12 protein-coding genes are annotated in these 15170 nt (G+C 43.5%); 3 read left to right on the top strand and 9 right to left on the bottom strand.

The annotated features are described in order from the left end of the window. Positions 1 to 38 precede the first annotated feature (38 nt). The 4 genes from ABTV07_RS05900 to ABTV07_RS05885 form a co-directional block, all read right to left on the bottom strand. Entirely contained in the window at positions 39 to 3026 is a 2988-nt protein-coding gene (locus tag ABTV07_RS05900; RefSeq protein ID WP_433748652.1) for an AAA family ATPase, read from the bottom strand. 17 nt (positions 3027 to 3043) lie between these two features. Then, entirely contained in the window at positions 3044 to 4270 is a 1227-nt protein-coding gene (locus ABTV07_RS05895; protein WP_433748649.1) for a metallophosphoesterase family protein, read from the bottom strand. A gap of 103 nt (positions 4271 to 4373) precedes the next feature. After that, positions 4374 to 5630 carry an ABC transporter permease gene (locus ABTV07_RS05890; protein WP_433748647.1) on the bottom strand — a complete coding sequence of 419 codons (1257 nt, stop codon included), beginning with the start codon at positions 5628 to 5630 and terminating at the stop codon, positions 4374 to 4376. Further along, on the bottom strand, positions 5623 to 6522 hold the full coding sequence (locus ABTV07_RS05885; RefSeq protein ID WP_433748644.1) for an ABC transporter ATP-binding protein: 900 nt from the start codon (positions 6520 to 6522) through the stop codon (positions 5623 to 5625). The genes ABTV07_RS05890 and ABTV07_RS05885 overlap by 8 nt, the downstream gene beginning before the upstream one ends. Positions 6523 to 6682: 160 nt before the next feature. Here ABTV07_RS05885 and ABTV07_RS05880 point away from each other — a divergent pair, with 160 nt between their 5' ends. After that, entirely contained in the window at positions 6683 to 6862 is a 180-nt protein-coding gene (locus ABTV07_RS05880; protein ID WP_433748641.1) for a YhzD family protein, read from the top strand. A gap of 155 nt (positions 6863 to 7017) precedes the next feature. Here the strand turns inward: ABTV07_RS05880 and ABTV07_RS05875 are convergent, their stop codons facing one another. The 5 genes from ABTV07_RS05875 to ABTV07_RS05855 all read right to left on the bottom strand — a co-directional run bounded on the left by ABTV07_RS05875 (position 7018) and on the right by ABTV07_RS05855 (position 12558). Then, entirely contained in the window at positions 7018 to 7812 is a 795-nt protein-coding gene (locus ABTV07_RS05875) for an enoyl-CoA hydratase (protein WP_433748638.1), read from the bottom strand. Positions 7813 to 8098: 286 nt separating this feature from the next. Beyond that, on the bottom strand, positions 8099 to 9607 hold the full coding sequence (locus ABTV07_RS05870) for a coproporphyrinogen III oxidase (protein ID WP_433748636.1): 1509 nt from the start codon (positions 9605 to 9607) through the stop codon (positions 8099 to 8101). A 303-nt stretch (positions 9608 to 9910) separates the two neighbouring features. Continuing rightward, positions 9911 to 10780, bottom strand: a complete 870-nt coding sequence (locus ABTV07_RS05865; RefSeq protein ID WP_433748633.1) for a Cof-type HAD-IIB family hydrolase — start codon at positions 10778 to 10780, stop codon at positions 9911 to 9913. Between the two features lie 168 nt (positions 10781 to 10948). Continuing rightward, positions 10949 to 11302 carry a YlbF family regulator gene (locus tag ABTV07_RS05860; protein ID WP_433748630.1) on the bottom strand — a complete coding sequence of 118 codons (354 nt, stop codon included), beginning with the start codon at positions 11300 to 11302 and terminating at the stop codon, positions 10949 to 10951. 116 nt (positions 11303 to 11418) lie between these two features. Next, a complete protein-coding gene (locus ABTV07_RS05855) occupies positions 11419 to 12558 on the bottom strand; it encodes a DUF445 domain-containing protein (protein ID WP_433748627.1) in 1140 nt (379 codons plus the stop codon). Between the two features lie 139 nt (positions 12559 to 12697). Between ABTV07_RS05855 and ABTV07_RS05850 the strand changes: the two genes are divergently transcribed. Continuing rightward, positions 12698 to 14080 carry a YheC/YheD family protein gene (locus ABTV07_RS05850; protein WP_433748624.1) on the top strand — a complete coding sequence of 461 codons (1383 nt, stop codon included), beginning with the start codon at positions 12698 to 12700 and terminating at the stop codon, positions 14078 to 14080. Then, complete coding sequence (locus ABTV07_RS05845) at positions 14073 to 15161, top strand: YheC/YheD family protein (protein WP_433748622.1); 1089 nt, start codon at positions 14073 to 14075, stop codon at positions 15159 to 15161. Before ABTV07_RS05850 ends, ABTV07_RS05845 begins: the two co-directional genes overlap by 8 nt. The last annotated feature ends 9 nt before the right edge of the window (positions 15162 to 15170 follow it).

Below are 15170 nucleotides of genomic sequence, written 5' to 3'. Positions count from 1 at the left end.
TTTCAATATAGAAAAGTATATCATATCTCGGAAAGAGTTTAAGAATTTATCAGTGTGCCGCTCTCGAGCTCAATGATCTTTTCTGCCTGGAACAATTTTTTCAAATGGCTGTGGCAGGTAAAGAATAGAATCTGAGTACTTGAGGATAGTTCATGCAGAATCTCAGCCATCGCAGACATTCTGGTTTGATCGAAATGGACAAATGCATCATCAATGATCAACGGCAGCGGATATTCTTCTTTTAATACAGAAACCAATGCAAATCTGAAGGAAGTATATATTTGTTCTGAAGTGGCCTGGCTTACTTCGCTTGGCTCGAACAACAGGCCGTCTTTACGCTTGATCATAAATGACTGCTCTTTTTGCTGAATGATTCCGAGGTACTCCCCATTGGTTAAACGCTGCAGGAATCTTTCTGCTTCCAGAATGACCTTCGGAAATCTCTCCTCTTCAAACTTCCTTGTTGTCTTCTCCAGAATCCTTTTGGCTGCAGAAAGGGATGCCCACTGTTTAGCCTTCTCCTGAAAAAGTGACTTTTGATAATTGAATCGGTGCATCAGTTCAGTATATACCCCTCCCTCTTCCATGATTTTGATTTCCTGGCGCAGTTCAGAAGACGTCCGCTGAAGTACTCGGATTTGCTGCTCACACTCCTTGATCCCTGCTTCGATCAAGGAACATTCATTAAACAGCCCTTCATCGGTTCGAAAAGATGCGAGTTCCTCAAGATCCTTTTCTGAAAGCTGCATCTCTAAAAGGGAGAGCTCTTTTAATAACTCCTCTTTCTCCTTGAACTGCTCTGCTTTCTGACGGAATTCTTCCTCATCCTTAACAGAAGCCTGATTCAATAAATCATTCAACTGTCCACGAAGATTTTCCAGCCCCGTCTTTAATTTCAGCCTTGCTTCCTTGAGCTGATCCAGTTTCTTCCTGCCTTCACGGTAGAAAAACTTCTTCTCTTCCTCTGCTTTCATCATCCTTTTCAGCTGTACAATCATCTCTTCTGCACTGTCTCCGCGCACTCCCACTGATAGGCCAAGTGATTTGACCCCGTCTTCCCAGTTTAAGATTTTCGCTGACAATTCCTTAATCATATCTTCAAGCTTTTGTCCTTCTGCTGCTGCCGCAATACTTTCTTTAACCAAATTGAAAGCATCTTCGAGACGGGAGACCGGAAATGATTCAGACAGCTTCAGGGCACGCTTCAATTCATCCGCTTTTTGTTTGTGCCCGCTCCATTCCTTCTGCCATTTATCCAGCAGTTCTTGCCCTTCTGAACACCTGCCCTGCTGTTCCTCCAGCTGAATGAGCGTCATCTTCCATTCATTCCTCAGCTTTATTTGATAATCATGCTGAGCCTTTTGTTCCTGAAATCTTCCCGAATCAGAGGATTGAAATTGCAGGCTGAGGGAATCCGCTTTGTTTTTTAACAGCTCTTTTTTCTTATTGATCTTTGCCTGCGACTTTATCATTTTTTTGCGGCTCATCCAAAATTGACCGCCTGACAATACTATTAGCAATAAAGCAGCACCTGTCAGGATCATGTTGGATTCCATAAAGCCCCATATCAGCAAAGCAAATGAAGCTGCCATAAAGAGGATGTGCATTCCCCTTGAGGATTTGTATTGATTCTTATTCCATTCTGATTGTATCGTTAAATCTTTTACTCTTTCATTAAGGGAATTCCATTCCTCCCTCAGCTGGTTTTCAGATGCACCACCTGAGAAGCTTTTCTCCAGTTCCCTGAAATCTTCTTCACTAAACATATCATTTTCCAGAACGTCGAGTCGCTTATCCATCTCTGCTAGCTTCTTCGCTTCTCTTTCTTTCTGAACAACCAGATCTTCCTTGAGCATGTTCAGTCTCAGATCTTTCTCTACTGTCTCTTTTACAGCTGCTTTCATTTCAAGACCTGCCTGCACATAGGCCCATTCCTCAAACGTAAACGGAGGAAGGTGAAGTTCTTTTGAATTAAGCTCCAGCGTCCTGTTGACGTCTTCTAACTGACGGGAAAGCCGGGAGGAATCTTCCTTCCATTGGAGATAGGCCTGCCATTCAGCTGCCGCCTTGGTTATTTCAGCTTCTGCATTTTGAAAATTCGGGTCAGGCTCATTCCGCAGCAAGTATTCATCCATTTCTGCGATTTGACTTGCGCTTGACTGCCACTCATTTTCTGCCGTCTGAATTCTTTCCAGCGTCTTTTCCAACCTGCTGTGGCCATCTGATGGAATATGGATCCCCTCCAGTTCAACAAGCCTTTTATTGATCCTATTATATTGATGGAACACTGGCATCATTTTTTGAAGATGCTGAATGTGAAGGAGTTTTTGTTGAAGGTTGTCCCGCTCCGCTGCAATTGATTCCAATTCACCCTCATTTTTTTCCAATGAGCGGGTCAGCGAAGTGTATTTTTCGTTCTCATGCCTAGCTTTTTTCATCATTCTTTCCAGCTCGCGCAGCTCCTCCAATTCCTTATTCAACAGCGGTTTTCTGCCACTAGGCTTAAAGAGATCGTCCATTTCCTTTTGGAGGTCGCGTTGTGCTTCGAATATCCGATCTGTGCCCATCGTACCGGCTGAGAAAAGATATTTCCCGATATCTTCCTTGCTTAAACGATGAACTTGCTGCAGGCCATGGACACTGAAGGAAAAAATAGCTTGAAAGACAGATTTATCTATTCCAGCCAGGATGCGGGCAAGGAGTTCTTCTCCCCCCACTGTTCCATCCTTTAATAAAACCTTAACGTCCCCTGCTGCTTTTCCTCTTACACGCTCGATTGCAGCTTCTCCCCAGCTCTCTGCCTCGATGATTAATTGTCCGCCATATTTTGAATGTGTTTTCGGTTCGAATCGGCGTTCATTTTGCACCTTTGTAGGAAATCCAAAAAGAATGTTTTGAATAAATGCCATAATCGTAGATTTACCTGCTTCATTTTCCCCAAAGAACACTTGTAGATTTTCATCAGGATGAAGGATCAGCGACTCGAATTTTCCATAGCCGTAAATATGGATTTCTTTTATCTGCACGTTCATATCCTCCTTTTTTAGCGGTGAAGCAGTCCAGTCAGAATGTGCTTTGCATGATGCAATACTTCCGCCTGCTCATCCTCATCTGGGGCTGCAAGAAATTTCCTTGCATGCATGTGCCTGTATAAATCCTTCATGCTTTCTTCCATATCCTCTTCGCTGAAACCATCCATAGCATTCTCTAATTCGTGAAAGAAGGAACTGCCTTGAACATCCGTACTTTTAGGAACAGCATCCGTCCAGTCAATCTTGTTCAGCCAAACAAAGGAGTCATCAAAATCCACAGAATCTTGAAATGCCTCCAGGAGTTCTCCGGAAACCAGCTTGTCCTTTGCCTCTTGGGAAAGAGAGGCAGTTCCGCTCAATTCGATGTTCAGGATAACGCCTTTTCCAGCATTGTATTCTTCCGAAATGGCTTTCTCGATACAATAAAATACATCATTGAAATGGATCATGCCTTCTATCGAAACTTTTTTGTTCTCCCAAATCACATCAGCCGTTTCCACTTTCTCCATTTTTGAATGGTCGGATGACAGTTCTATTAACAGGCACCCTTTTGCGCCGGTTTCTTTTCGATGGCGCCCCTGAATATTCCCAGGGTAGATGATGTATGGGTCTTCCCAGAGGATCTGCTGTTGATGAATATGTCCGAGCGCCCAATAATCGAACTCTTTTTCCAATAATTCTCCTGTTGTAAATGGGGAATATGGCTGGTGGCTGCTCGGACTGTTTTCGCAATGTCCGTGAAGCATCCCGATATGATAATCAGCATCCCCAGTTTTAATGAATTGCGAGCAGGTCCTTTCCATTACATGCCGCTCTCCATAGCTGATGCCGTATATATGTATCTTCATTCCACTCTTAGTTTTCATCTCTCTCATGGAAACCTCATCTGGACCAAACACCATGACATTCTCCGGGAGCTCAACATATGTCCAGCTTCCGCCGAGATGATCATGATTTCCATGAATGATGAAGACAGGGATGTCTTTCTCAGCAAGACGTTCCATCTGCCTCTTCATCCTCGCCTGAGCTTTGATGCTGCGGTCCTCCCCGTCATATAAATCTCCGCTTATGAGGACAAAATCGACTTCCTGAGTGACTGCTTCCTCCACAATCCGTTCAAAAGAGCGGAAAGTACTTTCCCTCAGGCGATTGAAAAGCTCTTCAGGAAGGCTGCTCAGACCGGAAAAAGGGCTGTCCAAATGCAGATCGGCACAATGGATGAATTTTATTTCTTTCATGGTTCCACCTCCTTGATACGAATGCACGTTCTTATCCTTACATTATAGCCTATTTATCTGAAAGAAAAAACACATCTCACTTAAAAGAGATGTGTTCATTTTCTTATTGATTTTTAGTCAGCTGAAGGGCTTTACGGATATCTTTGTAGGAGTTTGATTTTCCATACATCAAGACTCCTCCGCGATAGACGCGCGCACCGAAAATTCCTAGGGCGATGATTGCCGCAATCAAGACAGCAACGCCAGTCAGTGCTTCCCACGTTGGGATGTCGAGCATCCCGATCCTCATGAACATAATCATCGGAGTGAAGAATGGAATATAGGAAGTGACAGTAATAAAGGATGCTGATGGGTTTCCGAGACCATACATGGAAATGAAGAACCCGATCATGATCAGAAACGTCATGGGCATGATCATTTGCTGCATATCTTCTATTCTGCTGACCAGGGAGCCTAAGAAAGCTGCAAATGTTGAATAGAGCAAATAGCCAAGCAAGAAAAAGACGATTGCGTAAATGATAGTGGACGACTCCATATTTCCAAACCCGAAAAATTCAAAGAATCCTTCTTTCATATTTTTATAATTCTGAGATAGTGAAATGTAGCCTACCGTGAGGACCAGCCCCATCTGCGCCAATCCAAGCAAAGCGACCCCGAGGATTTTTCCGAACATATGCTGGAGCGGGGAAGCACTGGAAATCAATATCTCCATCACACGGGATGATTTTTCTGTGGCAACTTCCATCCCGATCATGTTGGCATAAAAAATCACAGCAAAATAGATGATGAATAGCAGGATGTATACCATTCCCCTTGCTTGATTCAATTCTTCAGCTGATTTTGCGTGGCTGGAGAGAGCTTCTTTATCGAATTGGACAGGTTCATTCAATAGAAGCAGCTGCTCTGGAGCCAGCTTAAGCTGATTCGCTGCCAGATTTGATTTTACCCCCTGCAAGGCAGTCTGAAGTGCTCCCATTGTATCTGTATCAGTGATTGCTTCAGCTTTATATGATGCTTTCACGATCTTTTCTTTGTCCTGCTCGATGATCAGATAGCCATCGTATTTATCTTTTTCAAGATTTCTTCTCATCGCCCCTTCAGATGAATCGGTTTCCTTTGTCAGACGGATGTCTTTATCAATAGTTTTCAAAGAGGCTTTAAACAAATCATAGACGCCCCCGGTTTCATCTATGACAGCGATTTTTTTGACATCGTTTCCTGCACCGAATAGGTCCATTATTCTGCCCATGTTTGTCATGCCGAGAACGCCAAGCAGCAGAATGATGGTAATGACAATGAAGGCTTTTGATTTTAACTTGGTCATGAAAGCCTGGGAGAGGATCAGGAAAAATTTATTCATAGGAAGCACCTGCCTTTTCTATAAAGATATCATTCAGGGAAGGTTCCTCCAGCTCGAATTTCCGGATGAATCCTTTTCCATAGATGTTCTGAAGCACTTTTTCAGCCGTTTCTTCACGGTCCACCTGAAGACGGACCCCTTCCGCCGTCTGCTTCCATTTAAGGACCCCATCCAAATTCTTCAATCCGGATAAATCAAAGTCAGCGTGGATCGAAATGTTTTTCTTCCCGAAATCGCGTTTGATCTTTTTTAAGCCTCCCTGGACGACCGGCCTCCCTTTCTGCATTATGCATAGGTTTTGGCACATCTCTTCGACATGCTCCATGCGATGGCTGGAGAATACAATCGTTGATCCCTGATCTTTTATTTCATGGACGGCTTCTTTAAGAAGTTCGACATTTACAGGATCAAGTCCGCTGAAAGGCTCATCCAGGATCAGCAGCTGCGGCTTATGTATCACAGAGGCAATGAACTGGATCTTCTGCTGGTTTCCTTTAGAGAGCTCCTCTACCTTTTTATCTGCATACTCCGGCACTTTGAAGCGGTCTAGCCAGCGAGTAAGCTGTACGGAAGCTTCGTGCTTCGTCATTCCTCTTAATCTTCCTAAATAGACAATCTGATCCTTCACTTTCATTTTTGGGTACAGGCCCCGTTCTTCCGGCAGATAGCCGATGTGGGAACTGGTTGAATAATCTATGGGATTTCCATTCCATTCAATGGTTCCTGATGTCGGATCGATCAATCCCAGAATCATACGGAATGTGGTAGTCTTCCCTGCACCATTGGACCCAAGAAAACCAAACATATCATTTTCTTCAATTGATAGCGATAATCCATCTACTGCAGTGAAATGACCGAATTGTTTTGTGGCGTTATGTATTTTTAAAGCCATTTGACAGCCTCCTTTTTGTTCACTTTAGATTTACGATTAAAAATGGAAAATGATTCATTTATTATTGATTTCTCTATAACTTTTCTTCTTTTCATTTTCAGAAAATTATGCAAGAATAATAGTAAGTAAATTTGATATACCTTTAGAAAGGAAGATCTTAATGTATAAGCTGACTGCTTTTAAACCAAATGGCGAAAAAATCCTTGATGAATCATTTGAAGCGAAAAATGATGCGGAAGCTAAGGAATTAGGCAAATCGATGCTAGAAGAAAAGAATTTATCAGAAACGACGCATCGCTGTACATCTCCCGCTGGTAAACTATTATTATTCCATGTTTAAATGGAAAGAAGCTTGAGGGCCCGCCTCAAGCTTCTTTTTTGATCCAGCTCCAGCGCCCAGCCCCTCGAGTCATAAGCCGTACCTCTACGGAAATCAGGATTTCCTTCGAGTTCCGTCTTATGCTGATCGGGGCTTTCAGGGCGCTTCCGCTTTTCTTATTCTCCCTTAAATACCGGCGGCCTTTTTTCCAGGAATGCCTGGATGCCTTCTCTGTGGTCTTTTGTGTTTCTCATTTCATATTGCCCCTTTTTCTCATGTTCGAGATAGGAGCGGAGCTTTTCCAAATTCATTTGTGAATAGATGGTTTTTGTTTTGATCATGGCCTTCAATGGCTTCTTGCTCCATTTGGACAGCAGGGTATTCAATTCATCCTGCAGAGAGCCATCTTGAACAAGTTGATCGATAAGCCCCAATGTATGGGCTTCGGTGCCTGACATGACTTTTCCATCCCAAATGACTTTCTTGGCAGCGTGCGCCCCAAGCCTGTTCTCCATTAAGAAGTGGCCGGCGCCATCAGGAATCAGGCCGATGCCGATAAAATTCATTGCGATTTTACTTTCCGGATCTGCCAATATGTAGTCTGATGCGAGTGCCAGGCTGAGACCGAGTCCTGCAGCAGCTCCCTGAATGCAGCTGACTGTCAGCATAGGCATCGTATAGAGTGTTTCAATCATTTCTCCGATATTGTCCATGATGACGAAGAAATCATCATTATTAGGCTTCTGCAGCATCTCTTTAATATCGCCGCCAGAAGAAAAAGCTGGACCGGATCCTTGCAGGACAAGGATTTTCACAGTCTCTGACTTCTTGAGCTCCTTCAGGCATTGGGCCATTTCAGAAATTAAATCTTCATTCAAAGCATTCAATTGTTTCGGCCGGTTCATCGTGATGTAAGCAATATTGCCTTCCACATCAACATTCAGCGTCTTATATGATTCTACAAAATTCATAATATTCCCCCTTTTTTCATCTTCTTCTAGCATACCTAAAGACAAAGTGCCTGTCACTAAGAAAAGCGGAAGCGCCTTGTAAGCCCCGACCAGCATAAGACAGAACTCGAAGGAAATCCTGATTTCCGTAGAGGTATGGCTTATGACTCGAGGGGCTAGGCGCTGGAGCTGGACAAATAGAAAAGCGGAAGCGCCTTGTAAGCCCCGACCAGCATAAGAGCTGGAAAAGCCCCGAAATGTGTCGAATTTCGACACATTTCGGGGCGTGACAGGCACTTATGGTTAATTATGGTTGTTTTTTAAATAAGTCGTTTAAGATGTTGATTTTTTTCTGAGTGTAGTCCTGGAATCCTTCGTTGTAGGATTTCGGGTCTTTCGGGTTGTTGAAATGTGTGATTTTCCCTGTTTCCGGATCCACAAACTTGCTTGCTGCACCGCATCCGATGCCGATGATCGTCTGGACTTCTTCCATGATCATGATATTATAGATGCTTTCTTGATTCGCCAATGAATAGCCCACATTTTCAAGGTTCCCCAAGATGTTTTTCTGGCGGTACAAGTAATATGGCTTGTAGTCATGGCCTCTTGTCCATTTTTCAGCCATGGACATCATTTCCTGCACTTCTTCTCGTGGAGCCACTTTGTATTTTTCTTTATTCTGAGTCATTTCAGAAGCCCGTTTGAAGGAAAGTGTATGGACGGTCAATGATTCCGGCATCAGTTTTTCCGTCTCATCCAGGGAGTGCTGAAATTCCTCTACCCCTTCATTCGGAAGTCCGATGATCAGATCCATATTAATATTATTCATGCCCATCTCCCTTGCGAGATGGAATTTTTCAATTGTTTCTTCAACGGTATGATGGCGTCCAATCGCTTTCAATGTCTCTTGAGTATAGGACTGGGGATTGATGCTGATACGATCGATATTCCACTTTTTCAGCACTTCCAGTTTTTCAGGAGTGATGGTATCAGGACGGCCTGCTTCCACCGTGATTTCACGGATGTTTTCCACATCTGGGAATGATTTATACATTTCTTCATATAAAGCATCCATTTCTTCAGCAGAGATGGATGTCGGAGTGCCTCCTCCGTAATACACGGTCGTAATTCGAATCTCGTTCTCTTTCATCCATTTTCCCATTTCCCTCATTTCATAATGAAGGCCAGCAAGGAATGAATCGACTCTTCCCTGCTTCCCTTGCATCGCAAATGCAGGGAATGTGCAGTAAGCGCATTTTGTCGGACAGAACGGGATCCCGATATAGATGCTGACTTCGTTCCCAAGGTCATACAAGTCAGGAACAACTGCGAGCTGTGTATCGACTATGGACTGCATCAATTCCACTTTTTCTGGGGTGATCATATAGTTTTCCATCAGGCTTTTATGCGCCTCTTCAGGAGGAATGCCGGCCTGTGTTGATTTATGGAGCAGTTTTGTCGGTCTCATCCCTGTCAAGATGCCCCATTTTTGTATGATGCCCGTATAGTCTTGAAGAACGGTCAAATAAGCATGTGAGAGGACATTTTTTTGGAGGCGGAAGTATTCTTTTTCCGTCAATCCGGATTGGACTTCCTTAGAATAGGAAGCGTTCAATTCTTTCTCTTCCTTTGTAACTTTTAAGGAAGCTTGGGCCATTAGGGACCCTTCTTCTTCTTTTATGGAAATGTCGATGATCAGATCGGTATCTTCGATTGGTTCCAGTGATACAGTGGGTTCTTCGAAAAACAGGTTGCCTATCAATTGGAGCGGCCGATGAAATTTTTCTTCATGGATGCCGTTTATTTGTATGTTCAACGCAATCACCTTTCAGTTTTAAGCTTCCTTAAGTTTACTGAAAGACCATTGGGAGGTCAATCATGTGCTTCTTATCACCGTTTGTCGTGAAAGATTGAGAGCGAAACCCACTCCCTTTCCGCGGACGAACCGGCAAGCCTCCTGGCTTCGCTGTGGGGTCTTGCCAGCCCGTTTTTCCGCCGGAGTGTCGCAGGTTTCCTCTCAATCAACTAATACCTCTCTCTTTATCACTAAAGATGCTCAAAACAAAAAATGACCCCTCTACTCGTTCTTCAACGAATGCTGGGTCATTCTTAATTATGGCTATTTTTTTATTACGTTCATTTTCTTAAGGAAGTCGATGGGCTGCTGTTTGCGGAAGTGCTCTTTGATCATGTAGGCTACACCGTTTTCGGATGTGTCCCTTGTGATCCAGTCGGCACTTCTTTTTACCTCTTTATGCGCATTCCCCATCGCTGCTCCGAGCCCTGCCCATTGCACGAGCGGCAAGTCATCAAGGCCGGAGCCGATCATTACGACCTCTTCTCTATGGATGCCGAGGCGATCACATACATAGAGTACTCCTTTCAATTTGGAAGCGCCATTTGGCACGATTTCTAATTTTTGGGGGCCGCTTACCAGGCAGTCCACCTCGAAATACATGCTTTCAATCGCTTTTTTCGCATCCTGCATATCCTGTTCATTGAAAAAGGATACTTCCATTTTTGGCGGTTCGGATGGATTTCCGGCGAGCTCCTCACTCAAACTCTCTACATATTTGGTGGAATAGCTGAGGCTCGTAGCCCTTTGCCAAAATCCTTTTATTACAAGGTCCTGATCTGATTCTTTCTTGTTTGCCAAGGCATATTTTTCATGTAGCAGACGAATGTCGCATTCAAAGTCCTCAAGGAATCTAACCACATCATACGCGATATCCTCAGGAATCCTTTTGACGAGAAGGGGTTTATCCATTTCATTTGCTATATAAGCCCCTTGATGGGTGACGAGAAAACTTTCGAGCTTCAATGCTTTCGCTACCCTTTTAGCTGAAGGGAAGCTTCTCGATGTGACGAGCATGACATAGACGCCCTTTGATGCCACATATTCAATGGCTTCTTTCGTCTGCTTATTGATTTTGCCGTCTTCATTCAATATTGTTCCATCTATATTCATTGCAAGTAAACGATAAATCATTTCTGTTCCCCCTTTGGTGTATACCTTGTTCTTTAATTACTACTATGAAAAAGCTTGTAAATATAGAACAGGCGTGGGTGGAACAAAATACAAAAAAGCCGGATTCGATCAATCTCCTCACCCGTAAAACAGGGGGACATTGGCCGAATCCGGCTCTTAGAGAAACAATCAGTTTCCCATCGGTCCGTATAATTCCTCAAGCGGCTTCATGATGATTTTATTTAGATCTGCAATCACCATGCTTAATTGCTGCTCGGCTTGCATCAGCTTTGCAATTTTAGGATTTTGCTGAACAAGTGCAGCTGCTTTTTGTGCCTGCTGAACTTCTTCCTGTGCAATTTCCTGTCCGGACATTTGCTTTTGCTGCAGTCTTACTTGGATGTCACGGAAATTAGTGAACAGCTGATTGGCTGATTCATCTTTGTTGACCGCATCATAGTAGGCCACCAGATTTTTATATTCATCGCTTTCACGCAATGCTTTTTGCAATTCATAAGAAAGATCATGTAAATTAACAGACATGCTTCATACCTCCTTGAAATTTTGCCGCTGCCGCCTTACTGGCATACCGGCGCTTTTAAAACCCACACTCACTATAACAAACTATGTGTGAGAATGCGAGAATGTGCGAATGCCCATCAATTATTGAGCAGGAGGGTGATGATTCCTTGAACGATTCCGATAATACCGCCTAAAAGCGCTCCAAGGTAGGTGATCATCCCCAATTCAGACCTTGTGATGCCGAGCACGAGTTCCTCGAGGCGCTGTACGGAAAATGTTTCGACCTGTTCCTTTACCATGTCCTCGACCCTTAGCTTCTTCATCAAGAATGGCATTTTTTCAGCCAGGGCTTTAAGTCCCGCCTGTACCGCTGCAGGAATCACTTTTTGCGAAATGGCATCGGAAAAACGGCTTAATACCGTGCCGATGCTTTGGTTATAGAATGACTCGATGCTGACTGCCTTCTCGATCATGGATGTGAGTGCTGCTTCCACTTCTTCCGTTGGAGCTTGTTCAATAATGGCCTCTAATGGACTTTCTTTCCATTTGCCCCATTCTGACTTTATCACTGTATTCAACAGTTCGACAGTTCCTGGATTATTGAAGAATTTCATGATTTCCGGCTGGACCTTATCAATCAGGGAATCGTTGCCGAGAAACATTTTTACCATGTTCCAAAGCATTCCCCTCTCTTTAAAAAAGTCTTCCAGCAGCATCTTCAGCCGTATCTTTCCTTCTGGGGAGGAAAAATAATCTTTCCCTTTTTGCAGAATGAAGTCTGCCACATCAGGTATTTTGGCTTCGACCTTCGCTTCGAGATCCTGCCCTATAATACCAGCAACTGTTTTCGATTTATTATCCATTATCCAGGACTCGTACTTTTCATGGATGACTTTTTTCAATAGTTCATTCGTTTTGCCCACCGGGTCTGAAATTCCGGCACCTGTCAAAAGATCACCGATTTTTTTCTGGGAAATCGCATTTGAAGAAACTTCCTGCTGCAGCCACGAAACGATTTCATCATGAAACTGAGGCTGCATCAATTTTTTTTCGATGCTTTCCGGCGTGACCAGATGGTCCACTACCATTTTCCCTAATTGGACTGCCAATTCATCTCTTCTTTTTGGAATCAGCCCCGGTGTGAACGGAACCCTCCATTTACCGATATAAATAGGTTTATAAGGCCTGAAAAGCATTTTGATTGCAAGTGAATTGGTGAAGCCGCCGATCACAGCTCCGATGGCCGCCATCAATAAAATTACTAAAAAAGCATGCATTAACTACTCACTCAACCTTTCTTTTTACCATAAATGCATCGAACCTTTCAAAAGGATATGACATACGATGCAATATCAACTAATGCCTAGTAAATAATTATATCTACAACCATTGACTTTAAGCAAACGGGGAATGACTATGGCTCCTCTTATTTTGTTCCATATAAATGAAAAACCTGTCCATGTTCCTTCATTCCCGGGAATCTTTCTTAGTCGTGCAGACGGAGAAACACTAGGCTTGAAGGATGGACAGCATGCTGATGTTCAAATAGGCAATAAAAAATCCGCTGCTTATATCTTCCTGCAGAATGATTTAACGGAAGGAATGGGAAAAGTCGATTCTGCTTTGTACAGCCAATTAGGGATCCCCCTTCAAAACATCCGTTGGAATGTCCGGTTTCATAAGGAATCTGGCCATTTGAAGCTTGGCCCCTTCCTATCCATTTTAACGGAAATTCGCCAGGACGGAAATGGCCAGCCTCATTTCGGCTCCATTCATTGCTTCGCAGAAGAGCTGCATGCGTTCACTCAAAAAAATGGGGGATACCTTACATTAATGGGACTGCCTTCAACCGGAAGCAGCATCGGGGCACAAACTTCTTTCTATTTGGATGATGATCATTGGAAACAAACAACCCTTCCCCTGCCAGATGTGGTATATAACCGGATTCATTCCAGAAAGACGGAACGGTCAGAAATGTTCAAACTGCTCTATTCACAATTGATCGATGAAGGTACGGTCATCTTCAACCCTCATTTCCTGTCAAAGTGGGAAGTCCATCAGTTCCTCAGGAATGAAAGTCATCTGCTTCCTTACATCCCTTTAACAGACCTTTATACTCGCTCCGGATTGGCTGCTTATCTGGATGAATTCGGAGCTGCTTTCATCAAGCCCATCCATGGAAGCCAGGGCAGGGGAATCATTGAGATCAAGAGGAAGAATGGATCCTACCATATTAGCCAAACCACTTACCATCAGATAAGAGATCATCAAATATCAGACCTGCAGGAGGCTGAAACTCTCATTGCAGCATGGATCGGCAAAAGGGCCTGCATCATCCAGCAATCTCTCCAGCTGATCTCACTGGATGATAAAAAAATTGATTTCCGGCTTCTCGTCCATCCAAATCGATCAAAGAAATGGACCGTGACGTCGGCTGTAGCGAGACTATCCGCAGAAAATCAATTCGTTTCGAATTTGGCTCAGGGAGGCACCATCAACAAACCTTTAACAGTGCTTCGTGAGTTCTTCACTTCAGATAAAGCTCATTATATTTATTCTTTAATGAAGGAATTAGCAGTGGAATCTTCCAAAACCTTATCGGAATCGATTGAAGGGGTTGCAGGGGAATTCGGCTTGGACATCGGGGTCGATCAATCCGGAAAAACGTGGATCATCGAAGTGAATACGAAGCCATCCAAGCAATCGGAGCAGATCCAAACGCCATTCCGCCCTTCCACAAAAGCTATCTGGAACTTTGCAGAAATCCTATGGCAAGAAAGGAGATTACAAGATGATTAATTTAGGGATTCTTACTTTATGTCCTGAAAGACCCTCTGATTATTTTCATGAACTTGGGAAACGAAGCAAGGAGGCAGAAGTAAACCTCTTTCTCTTCTCCCCACTGGCAATCATGCCTGGTTCTGATTCCGTCTCAGGCTTCTGCTTCGACTGCGGGCAGCAGACTTGGGCAAAAACGACATTTGATATCCCAGAGATTCTTTACGACCGCTGCTTGTATGGGGAAAACAAAAATGATAAAGATGCCCAGGCAATCGTATCATGGCTGAAAACACGAAAAGATATCACCTTCCTTGGATATGGACTGCCAAACAAATGGTCCCTTTATGAAAAACTAAAAAAAGACCTGGATTTATCCCCCTATTTACCCCTAACAAAAAAAGTCAGTTCGGCCCAGCAAATTATCCAAGAAGCACAAAACTATGGGGAAGTTATCATCAAACCCGTCAATGGTGCGCATGGCTACGCCGTATATTCAATCCAATTCCATGAGGGAATGCTTCTCATTAAAACGACGAAAAACGGGAAAGTGGTCTCAAAGCTATTAGCGAAGCCCGAAGAGTCCATCCCTTTTTTCGAACATCTCCTTATCAAAAACATATACATCGTCCAGCCGCGGCTTCCAAACTTGGATGAAGCCCATCGTCCTTTTGATCTCAGGGTGTTTATTCAAAAAAATGAAGAAGGAAAATGGACGGAAAGGGCAAGGGGGATCCGCATCGGCCAATCAGAAGGCATTTTGACAAACATGAGTGCAGGGGCATCCATCCTCCCCTATTCCGAATGGAAAACAACCACCCCACAATTCAATCATTCATTCTTGGAAAAAGAAATCAAGGAATTATTAGAAAAACTGCCGCCGCTCCTTGAAGAACACTTTTTCCCGCTATTTGAATTAGGCATAGATATCATCATTGCAAAAGATGAATCCATTTGGGTGCTCGACATCAATTCCAAACCCGGAAGAAAACTGGTATCTTCCACAAATCCAGAACAATTGGATTCCCTATATAAAGCCCCATTTGACTACTGCCGTTTATTAATAGAAAAAATTGATGAACGATTTGAAAAAACAAAGTGAGGTAGAATG

The organism is Falsibacillus pallidus (assembly GCF_050990905.1).
In the GTDB taxonomy this organism is placed as follows: Bacteria; Bacillota; Bacilli; order Bacillales; family DSM-25281; genus Falsibacillus; species Falsibacillus pallidus_A.
Note: the sequence above shows the minus strand (reverse complement) of the source record. Positions and strands in the feature narration are given on the sequence as shown.

What these genes read in the sequence shown, in the direction of transcription:
- ABTV07_RS05895 (WP_433748649.1), bottom strand. Translation starts at nt 4,270, where the DNA reads ATGAAAGAAATAAAATTCATCCATTGTGCCGATCTGCATTTGGACAGC.
- ABTV07_RS05890 (WP_433748647.1), bottom strand. Translation starts at nt 5,630, where the DNA reads ATGAATAAATTTTTCCTGATCCTCTCCCAGGCTTTCATGACCAAGTTA.
- ABTV07_RS05885 (WP_433748644.1), bottom strand. Translation starts at nt 6,522, where the DNA reads ATGGCTTTAAAAATACATAACGCCACAAAACAATTCGGTCATTTCACT.
- ABTV07_RS05880 (WP_433748641.1), top strand. Translation starts at nt 6,683, where the DNA reads ATGTATAAGCTGACTGCTTTTAAACCAAATGGCGAAAAAATCCTTGAT.
- ABTV07_RS05875 (WP_433748638.1), bottom strand. Translation starts at nt 7,812, where the DNA reads ATGAATTTTGTAGAATCATATAAGACGCTGAATGTTGATGTGGAAGGC.
- ABTV07_RS05865 (WP_433748633.1), bottom strand. Translation starts at nt 10,780, where the DNA reads ATGATTTATCGTTTACTTGCAATGAATATAGATGGAACAATATTGAAT.
- ABTV07_RS05860 (WP_433748630.1), bottom strand. Translation starts at nt 11,302, where the DNA reads ATGTCTGTTAATTTACATGATCTTTCTTATGAATTGCAAAAAGCATTG.
- ABTV07_RS05855 (WP_433748627.1), bottom strand. Translation starts at nt 12,558, where the DNA reads ATGCATGCTTTTTTAGTAATTTTATTGATGGCGGCCATCGGAGCTGTG.
- ABTV07_RS05850 (WP_433748624.1), top strand. Translation starts at nt 12,698, where the DNA reads ATGGCTCCTCTTATTTTGTTCCATATAAATGAAAAACCTGTCCATGTT.
- ABTV07_RS05845 (WP_433748622.1), top strand. Translation starts at nt 14,073, where the DNA reads ATGATTAATTTAGGGATTCTTACTTTATGTCCTGAAAGACCCTCTGAT.